An 18,124-nucleotide genomic window follows, 5' to 3' on the forward strand; every position below is an offset into this window, starting at 1 on the left:
GCCACCCCCCCCCCCCCCCCACCCACCACGGGGGGGGTGAAAGGGGGAAGCGGGAGGGCGCCCCCGGGCGGGGTGCCCGGGGCCGCCGTCGGCAGCGCGTCCTGCTACTTCTTCGCCCCCGCCAGGTCGTCGAACATGGCCGACAGGAACTCCCGGCACCAGCCGAGCAGTTCCCGCCCGACCAGCGGCTTGCCGCCGATCCGGCCGGTGCTCGGGCGGGGCACCAGCAGTTGCCGGGCCGCCGCCTTGACCTGGCTGCGCGGGTAGAGCCGGTTCAGCCGCAGCTGCTGGGACTCGCGCAGCTCCACCGGCCCGAAGCGGACGTTCGCGCCCTGCAGGGTGATGTCCGAGATCCCGCACCGCCGGGCGTACAGCCGCAGCGCCGCGACCAGCAGCAGGTTCTCCACCGGCTCGGGCAGCTTGCCGTAGCGGTCCGTGAGTTCGTCCCGGACCTGCTGGATGTCCGCCTCCGAGTTGACCGCCGCGATCGAACGGTAGGCCTGCAGCCGCAGCCGCTCGCCGGGCGCGTACTCGTGCGGCACGTGGGCGTCCACCGGCAGCTCGATCTTCACCTCCAGCGGCTCCTCCTCCGGCTCGCCGCCGCTCACCAGCGACTCGCGGAACTCGGCCACCGCCTCGCCCACCATCCGCATGTAGAGGTCGAAGCCGACCCCCGCGATGTGCCCCGACTGCTCGCCGCCGAGCAGGTTGCCGGCGCCGCGGATCTCCAGGTCCTTCATGGCGACGTACATGCCGGCGCCCATCTCGGTGTGCTGGGCGATGGTGGCCAGCCGCTCGTGGGCGGTCTCGGTGAGCGGCTTCTCCGGCGGGTACAGCATGTAGGCGTAGCCGCGCTCGCGACCGCGCCCGACCCGGCCGCGCAGCTGGTGCAGCTGGGAGAGGCCGAAGGTGTCGCCGCGCTCGACGATCAGGGTGTTGGCGTTGGAGATGTCGATGCCGGACTCCACGATCGTGGTCGACACCAGGACGTCGAACTCCTTCTCCCAGAAGTCGACGACGACCTTCTCCAGCTGGTTCTCCCCCATCTGCCCGTGCGCGGTGGCGATCCGCGCCTCGGGCACCAGGTCCTTCAGCCGGGCGGCGGCCTTGTCGATCGACTCGACCCGGTTGTGGATGTAGAACACCTGGCCCTCGCGCAGGAGTTCGCGCCGGATCGCGGCCGAGATCTGCTTCTCGTCGTACGGTCCGACGAAGGTGAGCACCGGGTGGCGCTCCTCCGGCGGCGTGGTGATGGTGGACATCTCCCGGATGCCGGTGACGGCCATCTCCAGGGTGCGCGGGATCGGCGTCGCGGACATGGTGAGCACGTCCACGTTGGCGCGCAGCTTCTTCAGCTGCTCCTTGTGCTCGACGCCGAAGCGCTGCTCCTCGTCGACGATGACCAGGCCGAGGTCCTTGAACCTGGTGTCGGAGGAGAACAGCCGGTGGGTGCCGATGACCACGTCCACCGAGCCCTCGAACAGCCCCTCCAGGACGGCCTTGGCCTCGCTGTCGCTCTGGAAGCGGGAGAGCGCCTTCACGGTGACGGGGAAGTTGGCGTACCGCTCGGCGAAGGTGGAGAAGTGCTGCTGCACCAGCAGCGTGGTCGGCACCAGCACCGCCACCTGCTTGCCGTCCTGCACCGCCTTGAAGGCGGCCCGCACGGCGATCTCGGTCTTGCCGTAGCCGACGTCGCCGCAGATCAGCCGGTCCATCGGGACGGACTTCTCCATGTCCGACTTGACCTCGGCGATGGTGGTCAGCTGGTCCGGCGTCTCCGCGTACGGGAAGGCGTCCTCCAGCTCGCGCTGCCACGGGGTATCCGCGCCGAAGGCGTGCCCGGGGGCGGCCATCCGGGCCGAGTACAGCCTGATCAGGTCGGCGGCGATCTCCTTGACCGCCTTCTTGGCCCGCTGCTTGGTCTTCGCCCAGTCCGCGCCGCCGAGCCGGTGCAGGGTCGGGGCCTCGCCACCGACGTACTTGGTGACCTGGTCCAGCTGGTCGGTCGGGACGAACAGCCGGTCGCCGGGGTGGCCGCGCTTGGCGGGGGCGTACTCCAGCACCAGGTACTCGCGGGTGGCGCCCTGGACGGTGCGCTGCACCATCTCGACGTACTTGCCGACGCCGTGTGCCTCGTGGACGACGTAGTCGCCGGCCACCAGGGCCAGCGGGTCGATCGCGTTGCGACGCCGGGACGGCATCCGGCGCATGTCCTTGGTGGAGGACCGCTGGCCGGAGAGATCGGTCTCGGTGATGACGGTGAGCTTCAGCCGCTCGTCCACGAAGCCGTGCTCGATCGAGCCGCAGGAGACGTGGACGACGTCCCGGGTGGGCGCCTCGGCGAGGTCGGCGACCAGCCGGGCCGGGATGCCCTCATTGCCCAGCACCTCGGCGAGCCGGGCGGCGGGCCCGTGGCCCTCGGTCACCATGACGACCCGCCAGTCGGCGGCCAGCCGCTCCTTGGCGTCGGCGATCGCCCGGGCGGTGTCCCCCCGGTACGCCTCGACGGCGTGCATGCCGAGGGTCAGCGTGTTGGCGTCGAACTCCAGGATGGTGTCGACGGACGACTCGCTGGTCGCGAACGGGCTGACGGACCACCAGGGCAGCCCGATCTCGTCGGCGTGCTCGCGCACCTCGGCGAGCGAGCGCAGCGAGGCGGCGGAGACGTCGATGGTCTCCAGGTCGATCGGCCGGTCCCCGCCGGACGCCGCCGCGACCCAGGAGGCGTGCAGGAACTCCTGGCTGGTCGCCACCAGATCGGCGGCCCGGGTGCGGACCCGCTCGGGGTCGCAGACCACCGCGACCGAGCCGAGCGGCAGCACGTCGAGCAGCAGTTCCATGTCGTCCACCAGCACCGGCGCCAGCGACTCCATGCCCTCGACCGCGATGCCCTCGGCGATCTTGTCCAGGATCTCGGCCAGCCCCGGGTGGCGGGCGGAGAGTTCGGCGGCGCGCGCCCGCACCTCGTCGGTCAGCAGCAGCTCGCGGCAGGGCGGCGCCCACAGCCCGTGCTCGGCGATCTCCAGCGAGCGCTGGTCGGCGACCTTGAAGTAGCGGATCTCCTCGACCTCGTCGCCCCAGAACTCCACCCGCAGGGGGTGCTCCTCGGTCGGCGGGAAGACGTCCAGGATGCCGCCGCGGACGGCGAACTCGCCGCGTTTCTCGACCAGTTCGACCCGCGCGTAGGCGGCTGCCGCGAGCCGGCGGGCCACCTCCTCCAGGTCGTGCGACTCCCCGCGCTGGACGGCCACCGGCTCCAGCTCGGCCAGGTGCTTGACCTGCGGCTGCAGCACCGAGCGGACCGGGGCGACGATCACCTGCACCGGCCCGGCCGCCGGGTCGTCGGCCCGCGGGTGGACGATCCGCCGCAGCACGGCCAGCCGGCGGCCGACGGTGTCCGAGCGGGGCGACAGCCGCTCGTGCGGCAGGGTCTCCCAGGCCGGGTACTCGGCGACGGCGTCGGCGGGCAGCAGCGAGCGCAGGGAGGCGGCGAGGTCCTCGGCCTCCCGGCCGGTCGCGGTGACGGCGAGCACCGGACGGCCCCGGTCGCCGGCGGCCTGTCCGGCCAGCGCGCGGGCCAGCGCGGCGATGGCGAACGGCCGGGCGGCGGGCGGTCCGACCAGGTCCAGGTGGCGGCGGCCGCCGGCCGGGGCTCCGGCAGCGGTGGCCGCCCCGATCGCCTCGGCGAGCGCCGCGTCCCGCGCGACGACATCGAGCAGTCCGGTCAGGCTCATTGAGGTCTCTTCTTCGTCCCGTGGCTGGTGCTGCCTCCGGGCGGCGAAAGCCCGCCGGGGCAACGCGAACGGCCCGGCACGCCGAGCGGCCGGGGGTCTCCAGCCTACGCCGCGGCACCGACGGGCACGCGGTGTACCGCCCCCGGCGGGGCCGGACGGGACGAACCGGCGGTCCGGGGGCGCGGCCGCGAGGGACGCGACCGCAGACCAACCACTGGACGGAACACCGGTCGGTCGGCGGACGAGCCGGCCCGGCGGCGGCCGACATCGGGCTCCGCGATCCGCCACGAACTGGACATACTCCGGTCACTGGCCGTCCATGGAGATCGCGCACCATGGTGAACGTGCCCGCCGCACCCAACCGTGGGGGATGGCTGTGGCGGCACTGTCGCACCCCCGATGGGGGTCGGAGGTGCGAGGCCGGGCGACCCTGGGTGGGGGCGCCCGCCCAATCGCCGGGAACCGTGGCGCCCTTTCCTGGAGGGCGCCACGGGTCTCGGCCTCATCGCTTCCCGGGTCCCGCCGGGCCGGCTGTCAGCGACGGCGGTAGGAGATCGTGTTGGGAGCGGCGTAGCCGGTGCCGTCGTCCACGATGATGATCTTCGGAACGATCCGGGTCTCGTCCTCCGACGACGCCCCGGCGCCCTCGGCCTCCCCGGCGCCCTCGGCCTCCCCGGCTCCCTCGCCCGCCTCGGCCGCCCCGCCCTCCCGGACCTCCTCCGGGCCGGCCACCGGGGCGGGCGGCGCGAGCGGCTTCGGCGGCACCACGACCGGGGCGACCGGGGTGATCGGGGCGACCGGGCCGGTCACCACCGGCCCGGCGGGGTCCTTCGCACCGTCGGCCCTGGCTCCGGCGGGGGCCCCGCCGACCACCGGCTGCCGCGGGGCCTGCGCCGGGGCCTGCGCCGGGCCGTGCGCCGGGCCCTGCGCCGGATCCTTCCGCAGGTCCGGCGCCGGGATCTCCCCCGTGTCCGCCTCCGGGTCCACCGGCGGCCCGTCGGTCGCCACGTCGGCCACCGCGTCAGCCGGGGCACCGTCCTCGGCGTCGACGGCCCCCTCCACCGCCTCGATCTGGCCGACCGCGGCACCCGTGAGCGAGGCCAGCGTCGCCTTGATGTGGTCCAGGTGCTGCTGGACGGTCTCCAGCCGGGCGTCGAACTCGCGCTGCTCCTGCTCGCTCGCCGCGTTGATCTTCTCGGCCTCCCGGCGGGCCCGCTCGATCAGCTGGTCGGCCTTGGCCTGGGCGTCGGCGTCCAGCTGCTTGGCCCGGCCGAGCACCGCCTCCCGGTGCTGCTCGGCCTCCCTGACCCGGCGCTCGGCGGTCGCGGAGACCTCGGCCTCCTCGGCCTCGGCCCTGGCCTCGGCCTCGGCGAGCTCCTCGTCGGCCTTGCGGCGCCTGGCGGCCAACTCGGCCTCGGCGTGCTCGCTCGTCTCGGCGGCGGCCACTCGGACCTTGGCCGCGTACGCGGTGGCGCTGTCGCGGATGGCGCGGCTCTCCCGGTCGGCTTCGGACCGGATGGACTCGGCCTCGGCGCGGGTGCGCTCCTCGGTGCGCCGGACGGCCGCGTCGGCCTCCGCGCGGACGGTGGCGGCGTACTCCTTGGCCGCCGTGGCGAGCGCCTGCCCGGCCTCGTAGGCCTCGTCCCGCAGGTCCTCGGCGAGGCGCTCAGCCCGCTCCTTCACCGCCCGGGCCTCGTTCTGCGCCATCTCGGCCAGTCCGGCGGCCTGTTCGCTGAGCACCTGGTAGTCCGGCTCCGGGGCCTCGTCGGCGGCCCGGCGGACGTCGGCCAACCGGGCCTCCATCTGCCGGATCCCGGCGCCGAGGACGCTCAGCCGTTCCCACGCCTCGTCGCGCTGCGCGGTCAGGGCGGCGAGCGCCCGGTCGACCTGCTCGGGCGCGTAGCCGCGCCGGGCCTGGCTGAAGCCGTGCTGGGGGACGGCATCGCTCATGGGCTCTTCCCCTCGTTTCGCGGGCTGCGGAGCCCATGATCGGACGGAACGGACGGATCCGGAACCGGTTCGGAAACCAGGGCCGGATTCGGTCGTCGTGCGGACCGGAATATGTCGAGGACTGGACGAGTAGACCCATCCCCTTGCCCTATTTTGCGCAGATCCGGACGAAACCCCAATGAGGCACAGCTGCCCGGGCATGCCGGAGGGGTCGTTCCGGACACCGGAACGACCCCTCCCCACCTGCGAGGATCCGCGACGGTCCGCTACAGCAGACCGTCCCAGAACTGCTCCAGCAGCACGGCCCACCAGGTGTCCGCGTTCTGCAGGGCCGCCGGGTCGATCGCGGCGAGCTGCGCCTGGAAGTCGGTCGTCCAGCGACCGGCCTGCTCGGGCGTCAGCCCGTACCTCAGCCGCCACATCCGGCCCAGCAGGGCCAGCGCGCGGACGAACTCCGGTACACCGGTGTTGACGAACCGCGGCGGTTGGCCGGTTCCGTCGACGTCCACGGCGACCACGTTGGCGGTGCCGTACTGGACGCACAGCTGGCGGCCGTAGTCGTTGCCGAGCACCAGGTAGCCGCCGAAATCCGGGGCGGCGGGCAGGCCGCGCTCGGCGGCCAGCTCGGCGAGGGTCGGGATCGGCCGGCCCTCCTGGGCCTGGGCCCAGAAGAACGGCCCGAAGTCGCGCGGCAACCCGGCCCACATCAGGGTCTGCGCCACCGGCTCGGGCACGCCCTGACGGGCGACCGCGCGCTGCTCGTAGCGGAACAGGTTCTGCCCGAAGGCCTGGCCGACCTCCTGGGCGAGCTGCTGCGGCGGCACCGGGGGCAGCGGCTGGACCGTCCCGGGGGCGGGCAGCGGCACCCGGGACGGGCGGACCCGCTGGGCGCCGGAGGCCAGCTGGTGCAGCTCGTCCAGGTGGTCGAGCAGCTCGGCCATCCCGGCCTGCCGGGAGGCGTGGTCGCGGCCGTACGGCGCGGTGTGGGTGAGCCGCACGTTCGGCCAGGAGGCGGCGATCATGCGGTTGCAGTAGCCGCCGGGCAGGTCGCAGGACTCCAGTTCGGTGTACAGCTCCAGCACCTGCTCCGGGGGCACGTTGAGTCGGCGCAGGTCCTGGAGGATCTTCCACTCCGGGTGCGGCGTGCCGGGCTCGCTGCGGTGCAGCAGCTTCTGCTCCGAGCCGTCCGGGCCCCGGTAGCTGAGCGCGGCGAAGTAGCCCGGGCCGACCGCCGGGACCCCGGGCGGAACGGGCGCGCCCTGCGGCGGACCGGCGACCGGGGTCGGCGGCACGACGCCGGGTGCGGCGCCCGCGTTCGGGTAGCCGTACCCGGCCGCACCCGCGGCGGAGGCGGCCGGACCGCCGGGCGGCGGCGGGACGGCGGGGCCGCCGGACGGCGGGGTGCCCGGGTCCGCCGGGCCGCCGAGCAGCGCCGGGTCGATCGCGCCGGCCAGCTGGGTCGCCTCGTACGAGATCCCGGCCGCGGGCGCGGCGGGCGCGCCCTGCGGGGCGGGGGCCGGCGGGGCACCGGCGCGCAGGCCCGCCGGGGGCGGAGGCGGCGGGGCGGAACCGGCCGACCGGCCGGCGGCACCGCCACCGGGCGTACCGGAGCCCGCGCCGCCGTGCCGCAGCTCGGCGGGCGGAGGTGGCGGCGGAGCCGAGCCGGACTTGCGGCCCAGCGCGCCCGGACCGGAGGACCCGGACGGACTGCCGGACGACCCGCCGGACGGACCGCCACGCAGCCCGGCCGGCGGGGGTGGCGGCGGGGCCGAGCCCGGGCTGCGGCCGGGGCCGCCGGGCGCCGCCGCACCGGCGGGTGGAGCCGCGGGCGCGCCGGGGCCGCCGGGCAGACCGGCCAGGCCGCCGGGCGAGGCCAGCATGGTCGGCGCGTGCTCCACCGGGGCGCCGCCTGCGGGCGGAGCCGGCGGGTTGCCGGGCGTGGCGAGCATGGTCGGCGCCTGCTCGACCGGCGCGCCACCCGCCGGCGGGGCGGGCGGGGCACCGGGCAGGCCCATCAGGCCGGGGACGGCGTCGGGCGACGCGAGCAGCGTCGGCGCCGGCTCGGCGGCCGCTGCGGGCACCGGGGCGACGGGCGGGACAACCGGCGGGGCGGCCGGCGGGGCGGCCGGGGGCTGAGCGCCGGACGACGGGGCCGGCGGCAGGCCGTAGCCGCCGCTGCCCGGGGGCATCAGCATGGTCGCGGCCTCGGCGCCGGCCGGGGCGGGCGAGTCGGGCAGGTCCGATCCGGAGGTGCGCAGGCCCTCGGGCATCAGGACGGTCGCCGCCTCGGCGCCGACCGGAGCGGTCGGTACGGCGGGCGTGGCCGGGGCGACCGGCGTGGCCGGCGGCGGCACCGGTGCGGTGGCCGCGGGCCGCGGCGCGAAGGCCGGCTCGTCGCCGGGCGGCGGGGCGAGCATGGTCGGCGCGTCTCCGGCCGGCCGGCCGGAGACCGGCGGCTCGGTCAGCATGGCGGGCGCGGGCGGCACCGGCGCGGGCCGCACCGGCGCGGGCGGCTCCTCGGCCGCAACCGGCACGGGGGCGGGCCGCACCGGCGCGGGCGGCTCCTCGGCCGCAACCGGCACGGGGGCGGGAGCCGGAGCGGGCTCAGGGACCGGCGCCGGAACGGCCGCACCACCCAGCTTCTCCGCCTCCGCCGCGATCGCCGCGGCCCCCGCCTCCTGCAGCCACTGCGGCGGGCTGAGCAGGAAGGAGGTGGCCTCCACCGGCCCCGGCGCGGGCTTCGCCGCCCCGGCCGGGTTGGCCGCTACCGGCCGCCCGTAGACCTCCTCGTACTGCCGGACCACCTCGTTGACGGGCAGCGCGGGCCAGAGCGTGCTGGCCCCCGAGTCCCGGGCGATCACCAGTCGCACCTCACCCGAGCCGGCCGGCCCGGCACCGGCCGGCCCGTCCTGACCGCCGCCCGCGTCCGCGGGCGCGACCGCCCAGCAGACGAAGCCCAGGTCGAACTCCCGCACCCGCACCTCGCGCTGCTGCGCGTGCGGCACGCCGCCGTTGACCCACTCCTCGGCGAGCTCCTGCGCCTGCGCGTACGTCACCACGCCCGGTCCACCCCTGTCCGCATCCTCGTCGTCGCCCGTTCCACCTGCACCCTCGCGCCCATGTGCGTCAGCCCACCGGGACGGCCCGGGCGAACCCGCCGTCCACCATCAGCTCCGCGACCGTCTCCAGCTCCGGCGGGCTGCCGGCCAGGCGCAGCAGGAAGGCGTCGAAGTCGTCCCCGCAGGGCAGTAGCAGGCGGGCGCAGCGGTCCTCCGGGGCCTCCGCGGCGCCGGAGTCGCGGGCGTCGTCGTACAGGTGGAACCAGACCGAGCCGATCCGGTCGCCGCGCACCTTGAGCGCGACGATGCCGCCCTGCGCGTAGGCGATGCCCAGGTAGTCCTTGGTGAGGTGGTCGCGCAGGCACTTGTTGGCGTACACGACGTCCTCGGTGCCGTATTCCTCCGTGAGGGTGAGGAACGGCTGGTCGAGCAGCATGCCCAGTTCGGTGTCCAGTGCCACTCCGACCGGGCCGCGGCCGCCGCCCAGCTTGAGGAAGGTCCGGTAGGCGCCGGGCAGCCGGTAGCCGAGGCGCTCCTCGGCGCGCTGGACCAGGTCCTCGGAGACGCCGATCGGGTCGGAGCCGTCCTTGGCCAGCGAGAAGTGGACGGGCCGGCGCTCCTGGAGCGGGCGGGTGCCGCGGCGGGAGTGGTCGGCGGGCGAGGTCGCCAGGCCGCCGTGGTGCCGCAGCAGGGCCTTGACCTCGACCGGGACGAGCTCCATCCGCCGCCAGCCGGGGGCCGCCCGGCCGACCGCGTGGTGCCAGGTCCAGCCGGCCGGGGTGGCCACCGCGGTCTCCAGGTCGGCCCAGAGCGGGTGGCCCTGGGTGAACAGCGCGGCGTTGGCCGAGACGTAGTCGGTCAGCCGCAGTTCGTCCACGCCGAAACCGTCCGGCGGGTCGGCGACCTCGGCCGCCGCGGCCGCGTACGGACCGAAATCCGGGTAGCCGGACTCGTCCACCCGGACCCCGGCCGGGTGCCGCTCCGCTCGGACCGGGTCCGGGAACTGCACCACCTGACCTGCGTACGCCGCGTTCGGTGCGGCGACGCCGGGCCGACCTGTCGTCATCTGGGAGCCCCCACTGGCTGCTGCAAACTCTCGGTGCGCTTTCCGGGCACCAGCTTCCGGGCACCAGCCTATTGGTTCACCCCGTCGGCCGGACCCCCGCATCCGGCGCCCGCCCAACACCTCCACGACCGGCGGCCGCCGCGCCCGCGCGGGGGTGCGGAGGGTGGCCCGAGTGATCGGCGGGCGGCCTGCGGGCGGCCCCGGCCCACGCCGCGAAGCCGCGCGCGCCGAACCCGGCCCCGGTTGGCTGCAACACCCGTTCGAGGACAGCGAATTGGCACAAGGTCAGCCGGACAGCCGGTACCGCGCCCCTCGCGGCCACCGCCCGGGACCGTACCGGCCGGGGCTTCGACCCGGGGGTGGTTTCGGGAAATCAGCGGACAAGTCGTGACGGCGGTGTGCGGACCCGGTCGGGGTCGGGCCAGGATGCCAGCGGGCGCCCGACCGACTCGCCAACGGCCGTACGGGCGTTCGACCGTGCGCGTACCCCGGTTGCGTGCTCGTCGGTGCCAAGTGACAGGCTTGCCCCGGACGAAAGCAAACGACCCGAACCCGACCGGGCCGCACCGCCGGGAACGAGGAGGAGGACACCGCATGACCACCGGTGAGCCGGCGGGCCCGCCCGCGCTGCGCCACCTCCGCGACAGCCTGCTGCCCGCCGTCGCCGCCGCGCTGTCGCTCAAGGGCGGCGAGGTGCACACCCTGGCGGGCGGCAAGGACGAGCGGCGCCCGGTCCTGCACCCGCTGGTCGGCGAGTTCCTGGACACCCTGCCGGTCGAGGCCCGCGAGCGGTTCACCGGCCGTTGCCCGGAGGCCGTCCTGCTCTCCCAGTACCTGACCACGGTCGACGGCAACCGCTCCAAGCGCGCCGCCCGCAAGCCGCTGACCCTGCACGAGGCCCGCAAGGCGCTCAGGGGCTCCCGGATGACGACCGTTCGGATCCGCGAGGAGGGCGACCCGGCGCACGGCACCCACGCCCCGCCGTGCCGCTCCTGCGCGCCGATGCTGGAGCACTTCACGGTGCAGAGCGTCGCCGTCGGACCGCCCGCGCGCTGACCGGCCGCGCGCCGACCGCCCTCCCCTCGTACGCCCCCGTCCCCGAGCCCCGGAGTCCGCCCTGAATCCGCCCAGCCCGACCCCGTCCCCGGCCGCCCCGTCCGCGACCGGCACCCTCGGGCGGACCCGCCCGCGCTTCCCCGCCGACGTCGCCGCCGAGCTCAAGGCGGCCGGCTGGCACCCCGGCCGCTGGCAGATCCAGCGGGCCGAGGAGTGGGCCGACACCCTGGTCGCACACGGCGGCCCCGACGGCGTCCGGCACGCGGTGTTCCCGGCTGCGGTCGAGGCCTGGGCCGAGTTCGGCGGCCTCGCCTTCGACCTGTCCGGCCCGGGCCGCCAGCTGGCCCGCACCCCGTTCCTGATCGACCCGCTGTGCGGCCTGCACCAGCCGCGCACCCTGTTCGACCTCGGCCGGGCGCTGGGCACCCAGCTCGCCCCGCTCGGCGAGGAGTCGTACGGTCAGGCGCTGCTGGCCGTCGACGAGGAGGGCCGGGTGTACAGCCTGGACCACACCGGCGAGTGGTTCCTCGGCCACGGCATCGACCAGGCCATCAGCGCCCTGGTCCTGGGCACCGCCCCGGAACGGCTGCGCACCGCCGACGAGCACTGAGCGCGGCTCGAGCCCGGCGGGCGCGGTACCACCCCGAGCAGCCCAGGGAAGAGCGGCTCAGCGCAGCCGGTCCGCGCGCACCGCCAGCCGGGACGGCAGCACCGCCTCGATCCGGAACCCGCCGTCCGCCTCCGGCCCGGCCGAGAAGGTGCCGCCCAGCGCGATCACCCGCTCCCGCATCCCCACCAGCCCGTTCCCGCCGCTCGGCAGCTGCGCCGCGCCCCGCTCGCCGCCCGGGCAGGCGTTCACCACGCTCACCCGTACCCCGTTGGGCGCGTACGCCAGCAGGACGGACACCTGCGCCCCGCCCGCGTGCTTGTGCGCGTTGGTCAGCCCCTCCTGGACCACCCGGTACGCCGTCTGCTCGGCCTCGCCGGTGAACTCCTGACGGCTGCCGCTGACCGTGAGCGTCACCGCCATCCCGGCCGCCCGGGACTGGTCGACCAGCCGGGGCAGCCCGGCCAGCGAGTCCGGCTCCGGCGGCCGCTCGTCGTCCATCCGCAGCACCCCGAGGATCTCGCGCAGCTCGTTCAGCGCCTGCCGGCCCACCTCGCCCATCAACCTGGCGCTCTGGGCGGCCTTCGCCGGGTCCTTGAGGGCGATCCGCTCCAGCGCCCCGGCGTGCACCACCATCAGCGACACCCGGTGCGCCACCACGTCGTGCATCTCCCTGGCGATCCGGGTGCGCTCCTCCAGCCGGGCCCGGCGGGCGCGTTCCCGCGCCTGCTCGGCCAGCAGGTCCAGCTCGGTCTCCAGGCCGTGGGCGCGGTCCTTGAGCGATTCGATCAGCCGCCGCCGCGCCCCCACGTACAGTCCGGTCACCACCGGCGGGACGGTCAGCCCGACCGCCACCAGCACCGCTATCAGCACCTGGACCCAGAGCGGCGGCTGCTCCGCCGTCGAGTCGCCGGGCGTGAGCATCGACACCATCATCACCGCGACGGCCTCGGCGAAGGCCAGTACGGACAGCGCCACCACCCGCCGGCGCCGCGAGGGCCACTCCCAGGTCGCCGCCAGCGTGTACAGCGACACCACCAGCAGCAGCACCCCGAGCATCCCGGGCATCAGCAGCAGGGTCACCAGCACCGGTACGGCCGGCCACCGCCGGCGCAGCACGAGCGAGCCGCCCGCCAGCGTGCCGAGCACCGCGATCACGGCCGTGCCCGCGCCGGACAGCTGCAGCCGGGCGTCCAGGAAGGCGACCGTGCTGGCCGAGCACTCCAGGGCGGCCAGCAGCGCCAGCCCGACGTCCAGGAAGGCGCTGCGCGGCCGCTTCCACCACCAGAACGACCGGACCGGCGCGCGCTCCCCAGGCGACTTGCTCATGGGCGACAGCCTATGCGGCAACCCCTTCCCCTCCCCACCGGGATGGCCCCGCACACCTCGCGCACCGCTCAAGTGGTCCAGACCACACGTGGGTCTCGTGGGGGCTGTCCGCCATCCGGCCACCTCGCGGACAGCGACCGCCCCGACACCTATGCTGGTCGCGTCGGACAGCGCGGTCCGCACGCGTCACGCCCGCCGCACTGCGCGTGGACCTGTGACGATGAGCCGTTGCCGAACCCCACCACCACAGGGAGCCAGCCGTGACCGCTCCGGTCAACACCCCGGCCGACAGCCCCGCTGTCCTCGCCGCCGGCGCAGCCGCAGACAACGCGGCCCTGCGTGCGGACATCCGCCGCCTCGGCGACCTCCTCGGCGAGACGCTGGTACGCCAGGAGGGCCCCCAGCTGCTGGGCCTGGTCGAACAGGTCCGACTGCTCAGCCGCACCGACGGCGAGGCCACCGCCGAACTCCTCTCCGACATCGACCTGGACACCGCCGCCAAGCTGGTGCGCGCGTTCTCCACCTACTTCCACCTCGCCAACGTCACCGAGCAGGTGCACCGCGGCCGCGAGTTCGCCACCCGACGCGCCCGCGAGGGGTCGCTGCTCGCCCAGACCGCCGACCAGCTCGCCGACGCCGACCCGAAGCACCTCCAGGACACCCTGGCCCACCTCGCGGTCCGCCCGGTCTTCACCGCCCACCCCACCGAGGCCGCCCGCCGCAGCGTGCTCAACAAGCTGCGCCGGATCGGCGAACTCCTCGACCGCATCCACCGCGAGGAGCTCGCCTCCGGCCTCGTCGCCGCCGACCCGGCCGACGCTCCCGCCCGCCACCCGGCCACCACCCCTGACCGAGCCGCTGCGCGGCGCACCTCCCGACAGCGCTCGGCCGACCGCCGCCTCGCCGAGGTCATCGACCTGCTCTGGCAGACCGACGAGCTGCGCATCGCCCGCCCCGAGCCCACCGACGAGGCCCGCAACGCCGTCTACTACCTGGACGAGCTCTATCGCGAGGCCGTCCCCGAGGTCCTGGAGGAGCTGCACGAGGAGCTCGCCCGGGTCGGCCTGAGCCTGCCCGACGGCGTCCGCCCGCTCACCTTCGGCACCTGGATCGGCGGCGACCGCGACGGCAACCCCAACGTCACCCCGCAGGTCACCTGGGACGTCCTCAACCTCCAGCACGAGTACGGCATCAAGGACGCCCTCGCCGCCATCGACGACCTGCGCAACACCCTCTCCACCTCGGAGCGGCTGGCCGGCGCTTCCGTCGAACTGCTCGCCTCGCTCAACACGGACCTCCACCGGCTCCCCGAACTCAGCCCCCGCTACAAGCGGATGAACGCCGAGGAGCCCTACCGCCTCAAGGCCACCTGCATCCGGCTCAAGCTGGAGAACACCCGCGAGCGCCTGGCCGGCGGCACGCCGCACGTCGAGGGCCGCGACTACCTCGGCACCCGCGAGCTGATCGCCGACCTGCGGCTGATCCAGGACTCGCTGCGCGCCCACCGCGGCGAGCTGATCGCCGACGGCCGCCTGGCCCGCGCCATCAACACCGTCGAGGCCTTCGGCCTCCAGCTCGCCACCATGGACGTGCGCGAGCACGCCGAGGCCCACCACCACGCCCTCGGCCAGCTCTTCGACCGCCTCGGCGAGGAGGCCTGGCGCTACGCCGACATGCCCCGCGAGTACCGGCAGAAGCTGCTCGCCAAGGAGCTGCGCTCGCGCCGCCCGCTCGCCCCCACCCCGGCCCCGCTGGACGAGGCCGGCACCAAGACCCTCGGCGTCTTCAACACCATCCGCGAGGGCTTCGAGCGCTTCGGCGACGAGATCGTCGAGAGCTACATCATCTCGATGTGCCAGGGCGCCGACGACGTCTTCGCCGCCACGGTGCTGGCCCGCGAGGCCGGACTGGTCGACCTGCACGCCGGCATCGCCAAGATCGGCATCGTGCCGCTGCTGGAGACCACCGACGAGCTCCAGCAGGCCGACCGCATCCTGGACGAGATGCTCTCCGACCCCTCCTACCGGCTGCTCGTCTCGCTGCGCGGCGACGTCCAGGAGGTCATGCTCGGCTACTCCGACTCCTCCAAGTTCGGCGGTATCACCACCTCCCAGTGGGAGATCCACCGCGCCCAGCGCCGGCTGCGCGACGTCGCCCACCGCTACGGCATCCGGCTGCGCCTGTTCCACGGCCGCGGCGGCACCGTCGGCCGCGGCGGCGGCCCCTCGCACGAGGCGATCCTCGCCCAGCCCTGGGGCACCCTGGAGGGCGAGATCAAGGTCACCGAGCAGGGCGAGGTCATCTCCGACAAGTACCTGCTGCCCTCGCTGGCCCGGGAGAACCTGGAGCTGACCCTCTCGGCCACCCTCGCCGCCTCCGCGCTGCACACCTCCCCGCGCCAGGCGCCCGAGGAACTGGCCCGCTGGGACGCCGCGATGGACCGCGTCTCCGAGGCCGCCCACACCGCGTACCGCGCCCTGGTCGAGCAGGAGGACCTGCCGAAGTACTTCTTCGCCGCCACCCCGGTCGACCAGCTCGCCTCGCTGCACCTGGGCTCCCGCCCGTCCCGCCGCCCCGACTCCGGCGCCGGCCTGGACGGCCTGCGGGCCATCCCGTGGGTCTTCGGCTGGACCCAGTCCCGCCAGATCGTCCCTGGCTGGTACGGCGTCGGCTCCGGCCTCGCCGCCGCCCGCGCGGCCGGCCTCGGCGACGTGCTGGACGAGATGTACGGCCAGTGGCACTTCTTCCGCAACTTCCTGTCCAACGTCGCCATGACGCTGGCCAAGACGGACCTGCGGATCGCCCGGCACTACGTCGAGCAGCTGGTGCCCGCCGAGCTGCACCACGTCTTCGACCAGATCGTCGCCGAGCACGACCTCACCCTGCGCGAGGTGCTCCGGCTCACCGGCGAGAGCGAACTGCTGGAGCACAACCCGGTGCTGAAGCAGACCTTCACCGTCCGCGACGCCTACCTCGACCCGATCTCCTACCTCCAGGTCGCGCTCCTGCGCCGCCAGCGCGAGGAGGTCGCGGCCGGCCGCCGCGAGGACCCGCTGCGCGCCCGCGCGCTGCTGCTCACCGTCAACGGCATCGCCGCCGGCCTGCGCAACACCGGCTGACGGCGGCCCCGGGAACGACGAAGGGGCCGGTGTCCCACCCGGGACACCGGCCCCTTCGTGAGGTCCTCACTCCGCAGGCTCGCCCGCGCGCCGGCGCTTCAGCCACAGCGCCGCACCGCCGGCCGCGACCACCAGGCCGCCGCCGACCGCCAGCAGCCCGGCGTCCGGGCCGACCTGGTCGCCGAGCACCGGACCGAACTGCGCGGCCGCGGGCTCCGGCGAGACCGCCGGATCCGGCTCCGCCACCGGATCCGCGTGCGCCACGGCGCCGCTCGACAGCAGCACCCCGGCCGCCCCCAGCGCACCGGCCGTACCGACCCGTCGTCCGAGCTGCTTCAGCCGGACCACCCGGAGCCGCCGAAGTCGGCGGACCGGACGCAATCTCCGCATCGAGAACTCCCCAGGACCCGTTCGCGTACCCGGACCGACGCTATCCGATCCCGCACAGGGTTCTCACACGGTTTCAGGTTTGGAACGGCAAGCGTTGTACGACTGTTGCGTACCCGCCACAGCCCCTCCATGACGCCGCGTCAGGCACCGCGTCAGGCGCCACCTCAGGCAGGCACCAGGCGCACGTCAGGAGTTGTACGTGCCCTGCGCCCGCTCCAGCCCCTCGGACAGCAGCGCCTCCACCGCGTCGGCCGAGCGGTCCACGAACCAGTCCAGCTCCTTGCGCTCGGCCGAGGAGAAGTCCTTCAGCACGAAGTCCGCGACCTCCATCCGGCCCGGCGGACGGCCGATCCCGCAGCGCACCCGGTAGTAGTCCGGCCCCAGCGACTTGGTGATCGACTTCAGGCCGTTGTGGCCGTTGTCCCCGCCGCCCAGCTTCAGCCGCAGCGCCGCGTAGTCGATGTCCAGCTCGTCGTGGACGGCGACCAGCGCCGAGGCCGGCACCTTGTAGAAGTCCCGCAGCGCCGTCACCGGCCCCCCGGAGAGGTTCATGAAGGACATCGGCTTGGCCAGCACCACCCGCCTGCCCGCCAGCCGCCCCTCGGCGACCTGCGCCCGGCTCTTGTGCGCCTTGAACTTGGCGCCCATCCGCTGCGCCAGCAGGTCCACCACCATGAAGCCGATGTTGTGCCGGTTCCGGGCGTACTGCTCCCCCGGGTTGCCCAGGCCCACCACCAGCCAGGGTCCGTCGTACTCCTCGACGCGCTCGCCCATGCCCACTCTCCTCGTCACCGTCGCGCTCGACGTCATCATCCCGGACGCACCGCTGCCCCGGCCGCTCCAGCGGGAGCGACCGGGGCAGCGGTCTCAGCTGTGAAGTGCTACGAGGCTCAGGCCTCGGCGCCCTCGGCCTCGGCGGCCTCCGTGTCGGCCGGGGCGGCCTGGGCGGCGATGACCTGCAGCACGACGGCGTCGGCGTCGACGGCCAGCGTGACGCCGGCCGGCAGGGCGATGTCCTTGGCGTGGATCGAGGCACCGGCCTCCAGGCCCTCGACCGAGACGGTGACGGCCTCGGGCAGGTGGGTGGCCTCGGCCTCGATCGGCAGGGCCTGCAGGACGTGCTCCAGCAGGTTGCCGCCCGGGGCCAGCTCGCCCTCGGTGTGGACCGGGATCTCGACGGTGACCTTCTCGCCGCGCTTGACCAGCAGCAGGTCGACGTGCTCGATGGTGCGCTTGATGGCCTCGCGCTGGACGGCCTTCGGCAGCACGTACTCGTCCTTGCCGTCGATCGGCACGACCAGCAGGGCGTTCGGGGTCTTGAGGGCCATCATCAGGTCGTGGCCGGGCAGGTTCAGGTGAACCGGGGTGTGGCCGTGGCCGTAGACGACACCGGGGACGAAGCCGGCGCGGCGGGCGCGACGGGCGGCACCCTTGCCGAACTCGGTACGGGTCTCGGCGGCAAGGCGGATCTCGGACACGACTGCACTCCTCGGATAAGACTGGCGCGGGGGTGCAGGCAACGCGAAAAACCGCCGGGACCACACCCTCAGTACGTTCGGGGGTCACTCGGCGGCAACGTCCTCTGCCGGCGGACGGAATCCGCTACCGGCAGCGCGTCGATCACGGTGTCGGCGCCCGTCGAGCGGGCACACGGCATCCCTCGCCGAGCAGTTTCACGAGTCTAACCTCATCGGTGCCCTCTCGTGAAATCGGCGGCGGGGGGGGGGGGGGGGGGGGGGGGGGGGGGGGGGGGGGGGGGGTGGGGGGGGGGGGGGGGGGGGAGGGGGGGGGGGGGAGGCGCGTCAACGACCAAG

Annotated in this window: 11 protein-coding genes; 3 read left to right on the plus strand and 8 right to left on the minus strand. The window is 74.9% G+C overall.

Annotated features, from left to right (window positions below; genetic code table 11):
* Positions 1-104: 104 nt before the first annotated feature.
* The 4 genes from mfd to ACZ4WV_RS24735 all read right to left on the minus strand — a co-directional run bounded on the left by mfd (position 105) and on the right by ACZ4WV_RS24735 (position 9,809).
* Positions 105-3,734, minus strand: coding sequence for a transcription-repair coupling factor (gene mfd / locus ACZ4WV_RS24720; protein ID WP_465750212.1), 3,630 nt, complete (start codon positions 3,732-3,734; stop codon positions 105-107).
* 534 nt (positions 3,735-4,268) lie between these two features.
* Positions 4,269-5,684: a hypothetical protein gene (locus tag ACZ4WV_RS24725; protein WP_465750214.1), complete on the minus strand. Its 1,416-nt coding sequence runs from the start codon at positions 5,682-5,684 to the stop codon at positions 4,269-4,271.
* Positions 5,685-5,950: 266 nt separating this feature from the next.
* Entirely contained in the window at positions 5,951-8,740 is a 2,790-nt protein-coding gene (locus tag ACZ4WV_RS24730; protein WP_465750216.1) for an SUKH-4 family immunity protein, read from the minus strand.
* A 70-nt stretch (positions 8,741-8,810) separates the two neighbouring features.
* Positions 8,811-9,809 (minus strand): SMI1/KNR4 family protein, encoded by a 999-nt coding sequence (locus tag ACZ4WV_RS24735; RefSeq protein WP_465750218.1) that lies wholly within the window; start codon positions 9,807-9,809, stop codon positions 8,811-8,813.
* 594 nt (positions 9,810-10,403) lie between these two features.
* Here ACZ4WV_RS24735 and ACZ4WV_RS24740 point away from each other — a divergent pair.
* Positions 10,404-10,865 carry a YwqJ-related putative deaminase gene (locus tag ACZ4WV_RS24740; protein WP_465750220.1) on the plus strand — a complete coding sequence of 154 codons (462 nt, stop codon included), beginning with the start codon at positions 10,404-10,406 and terminating at the stop codon, positions 10,863-10,865.
* Positions 10,866-10,926: 61 nt separating this feature from the next.
* Positions 10,927-11,475: an SUKH-3 domain-containing protein gene (locus ACZ4WV_RS24745; RefSeq protein WP_465750239.1), complete on the plus strand. Its 549-nt coding sequence runs from the start codon at positions 10,927-10,929 to the stop codon at positions 11,473-11,475.
* A 57-nt stretch (positions 11,476-11,532) separates the two neighbouring features.
* Here the strand turns inward: ACZ4WV_RS24745 and ACZ4WV_RS24750 are convergent, their stop codons facing one another.
* Positions 11,533-12,801: a sensor histidine kinase gene (locus ACZ4WV_RS24750; RefSeq protein WP_465750222.1), complete on the minus strand. Its 1,269-nt coding sequence runs from the start codon at positions 12,799-12,801 to the stop codon at positions 11,533-11,535.
* 260 nt (positions 12,802-13,061) lie between these two features.
* Between ACZ4WV_RS24750 and ppc the strand changes: the two genes are divergently transcribed.
* Positions 13,062-15,920, plus strand: coding sequence for a phosphoenolpyruvate carboxylase (gene ppc / locus ACZ4WV_RS24755; RefSeq protein WP_465750224.1), 2,859 nt, complete (start codon positions 13,062-13,064; stop codon positions 15,918-15,920).
* A 66-nt stretch (positions 15,921-15,986) separates the two neighbouring features.
* Here the strand turns inward: ppc and ACZ4WV_RS24760 are convergent, their stop codons facing one another.
* From ACZ4WV_RS24760 to ACZ4WV_RS24770, 3 genes are all read right to left on the minus strand, one after another.
* A complete protein-coding gene (locus ACZ4WV_RS24760; protein ID WP_465750226.1) occupies positions 15,987-16,310 on the minus strand; it encodes a hypothetical protein in 324 nt (107 codons plus the stop codon).
* 186 nt (positions 16,311-16,496) lie between these two features.
* Positions 16,497-17,084, minus strand: a complete 588-nt coding sequence (gene pth / locus ACZ4WV_RS24765) for an aminoacyl-tRNA hydrolase (RefSeq protein ID WP_465750228.1) — start codon at positions 17,082-17,084, stop codon at positions 16,497-16,499.
* A gap of 116 nt (positions 17,085-17,200) precedes the next feature.
* Positions 17,201-17,788, minus strand: coding sequence for a 50S ribosomal protein L25/general stress protein Ctc (locus ACZ4WV_RS24770; protein WP_465750230.1), 588 nt, complete (start codon positions 17,786-17,788; stop codon positions 17,201-17,203).
* Positions 17,789-18,124 lie beyond the last annotated feature (336 nt).

It is taken from the genome of Kitasatospora sp. NPDC029312, from assembly GCF_055569215.1.

What these genes read in the sequence shown, in the direction of transcription:
- ACZ4WV_RS24760 (WP_465750226.1), bottom strand. Translation starts at nt 16,310, where the DNA reads ATGCGGAGATTGCGTCCGGTCCGCCGACTTCGGCGGCTCCGGGTGGTC.
- ACZ4WV_RS24735 (WP_465750218.1), bottom strand. Translation starts at nt 9,809, where the DNA reads ATGACGACAGGTCGGCCCGGCGTCGCCGCACCGAACGCGGCGTACGCA.
- pth (WP_465750228.1), bottom strand. Translation starts at nt 17,084, where the DNA reads ATGGGCGAGCGCGTCGAGGAGTACGACGGACCCTGGCTGGTGGTGGGC.
- ACZ4WV_RS24740 (WP_465750220.1), top strand. Translation starts at nt 10,404, where the DNA reads ATGACCACCGGTGAGCCGGCGGGCCCGCCCGCGCTGCGCCACCTCCGC.
- ACZ4WV_RS24750 (WP_465750222.1), bottom strand. Translation starts at nt 12,801, where the DNA reads ATGAGCAAGTCGCCTGGGGAGCGCGCGCCGGTCCGGTCGTTCTGGTGG.
- mfd (WP_465750212.1), bottom strand. Translation starts at nt 3,734, where the DNA reads ATGAGCCTGACCGGACTGCTCGATGTCGTCGCGCGGGACGCGGCGCTC.
- ACZ4WV_RS24725 (WP_465750214.1), bottom strand. Translation starts at nt 5,684, where the DNA reads ATGAGCGATGCCGTCCCCCAGCACGGCTTCAGCCAGGCCCGGCGCGGC.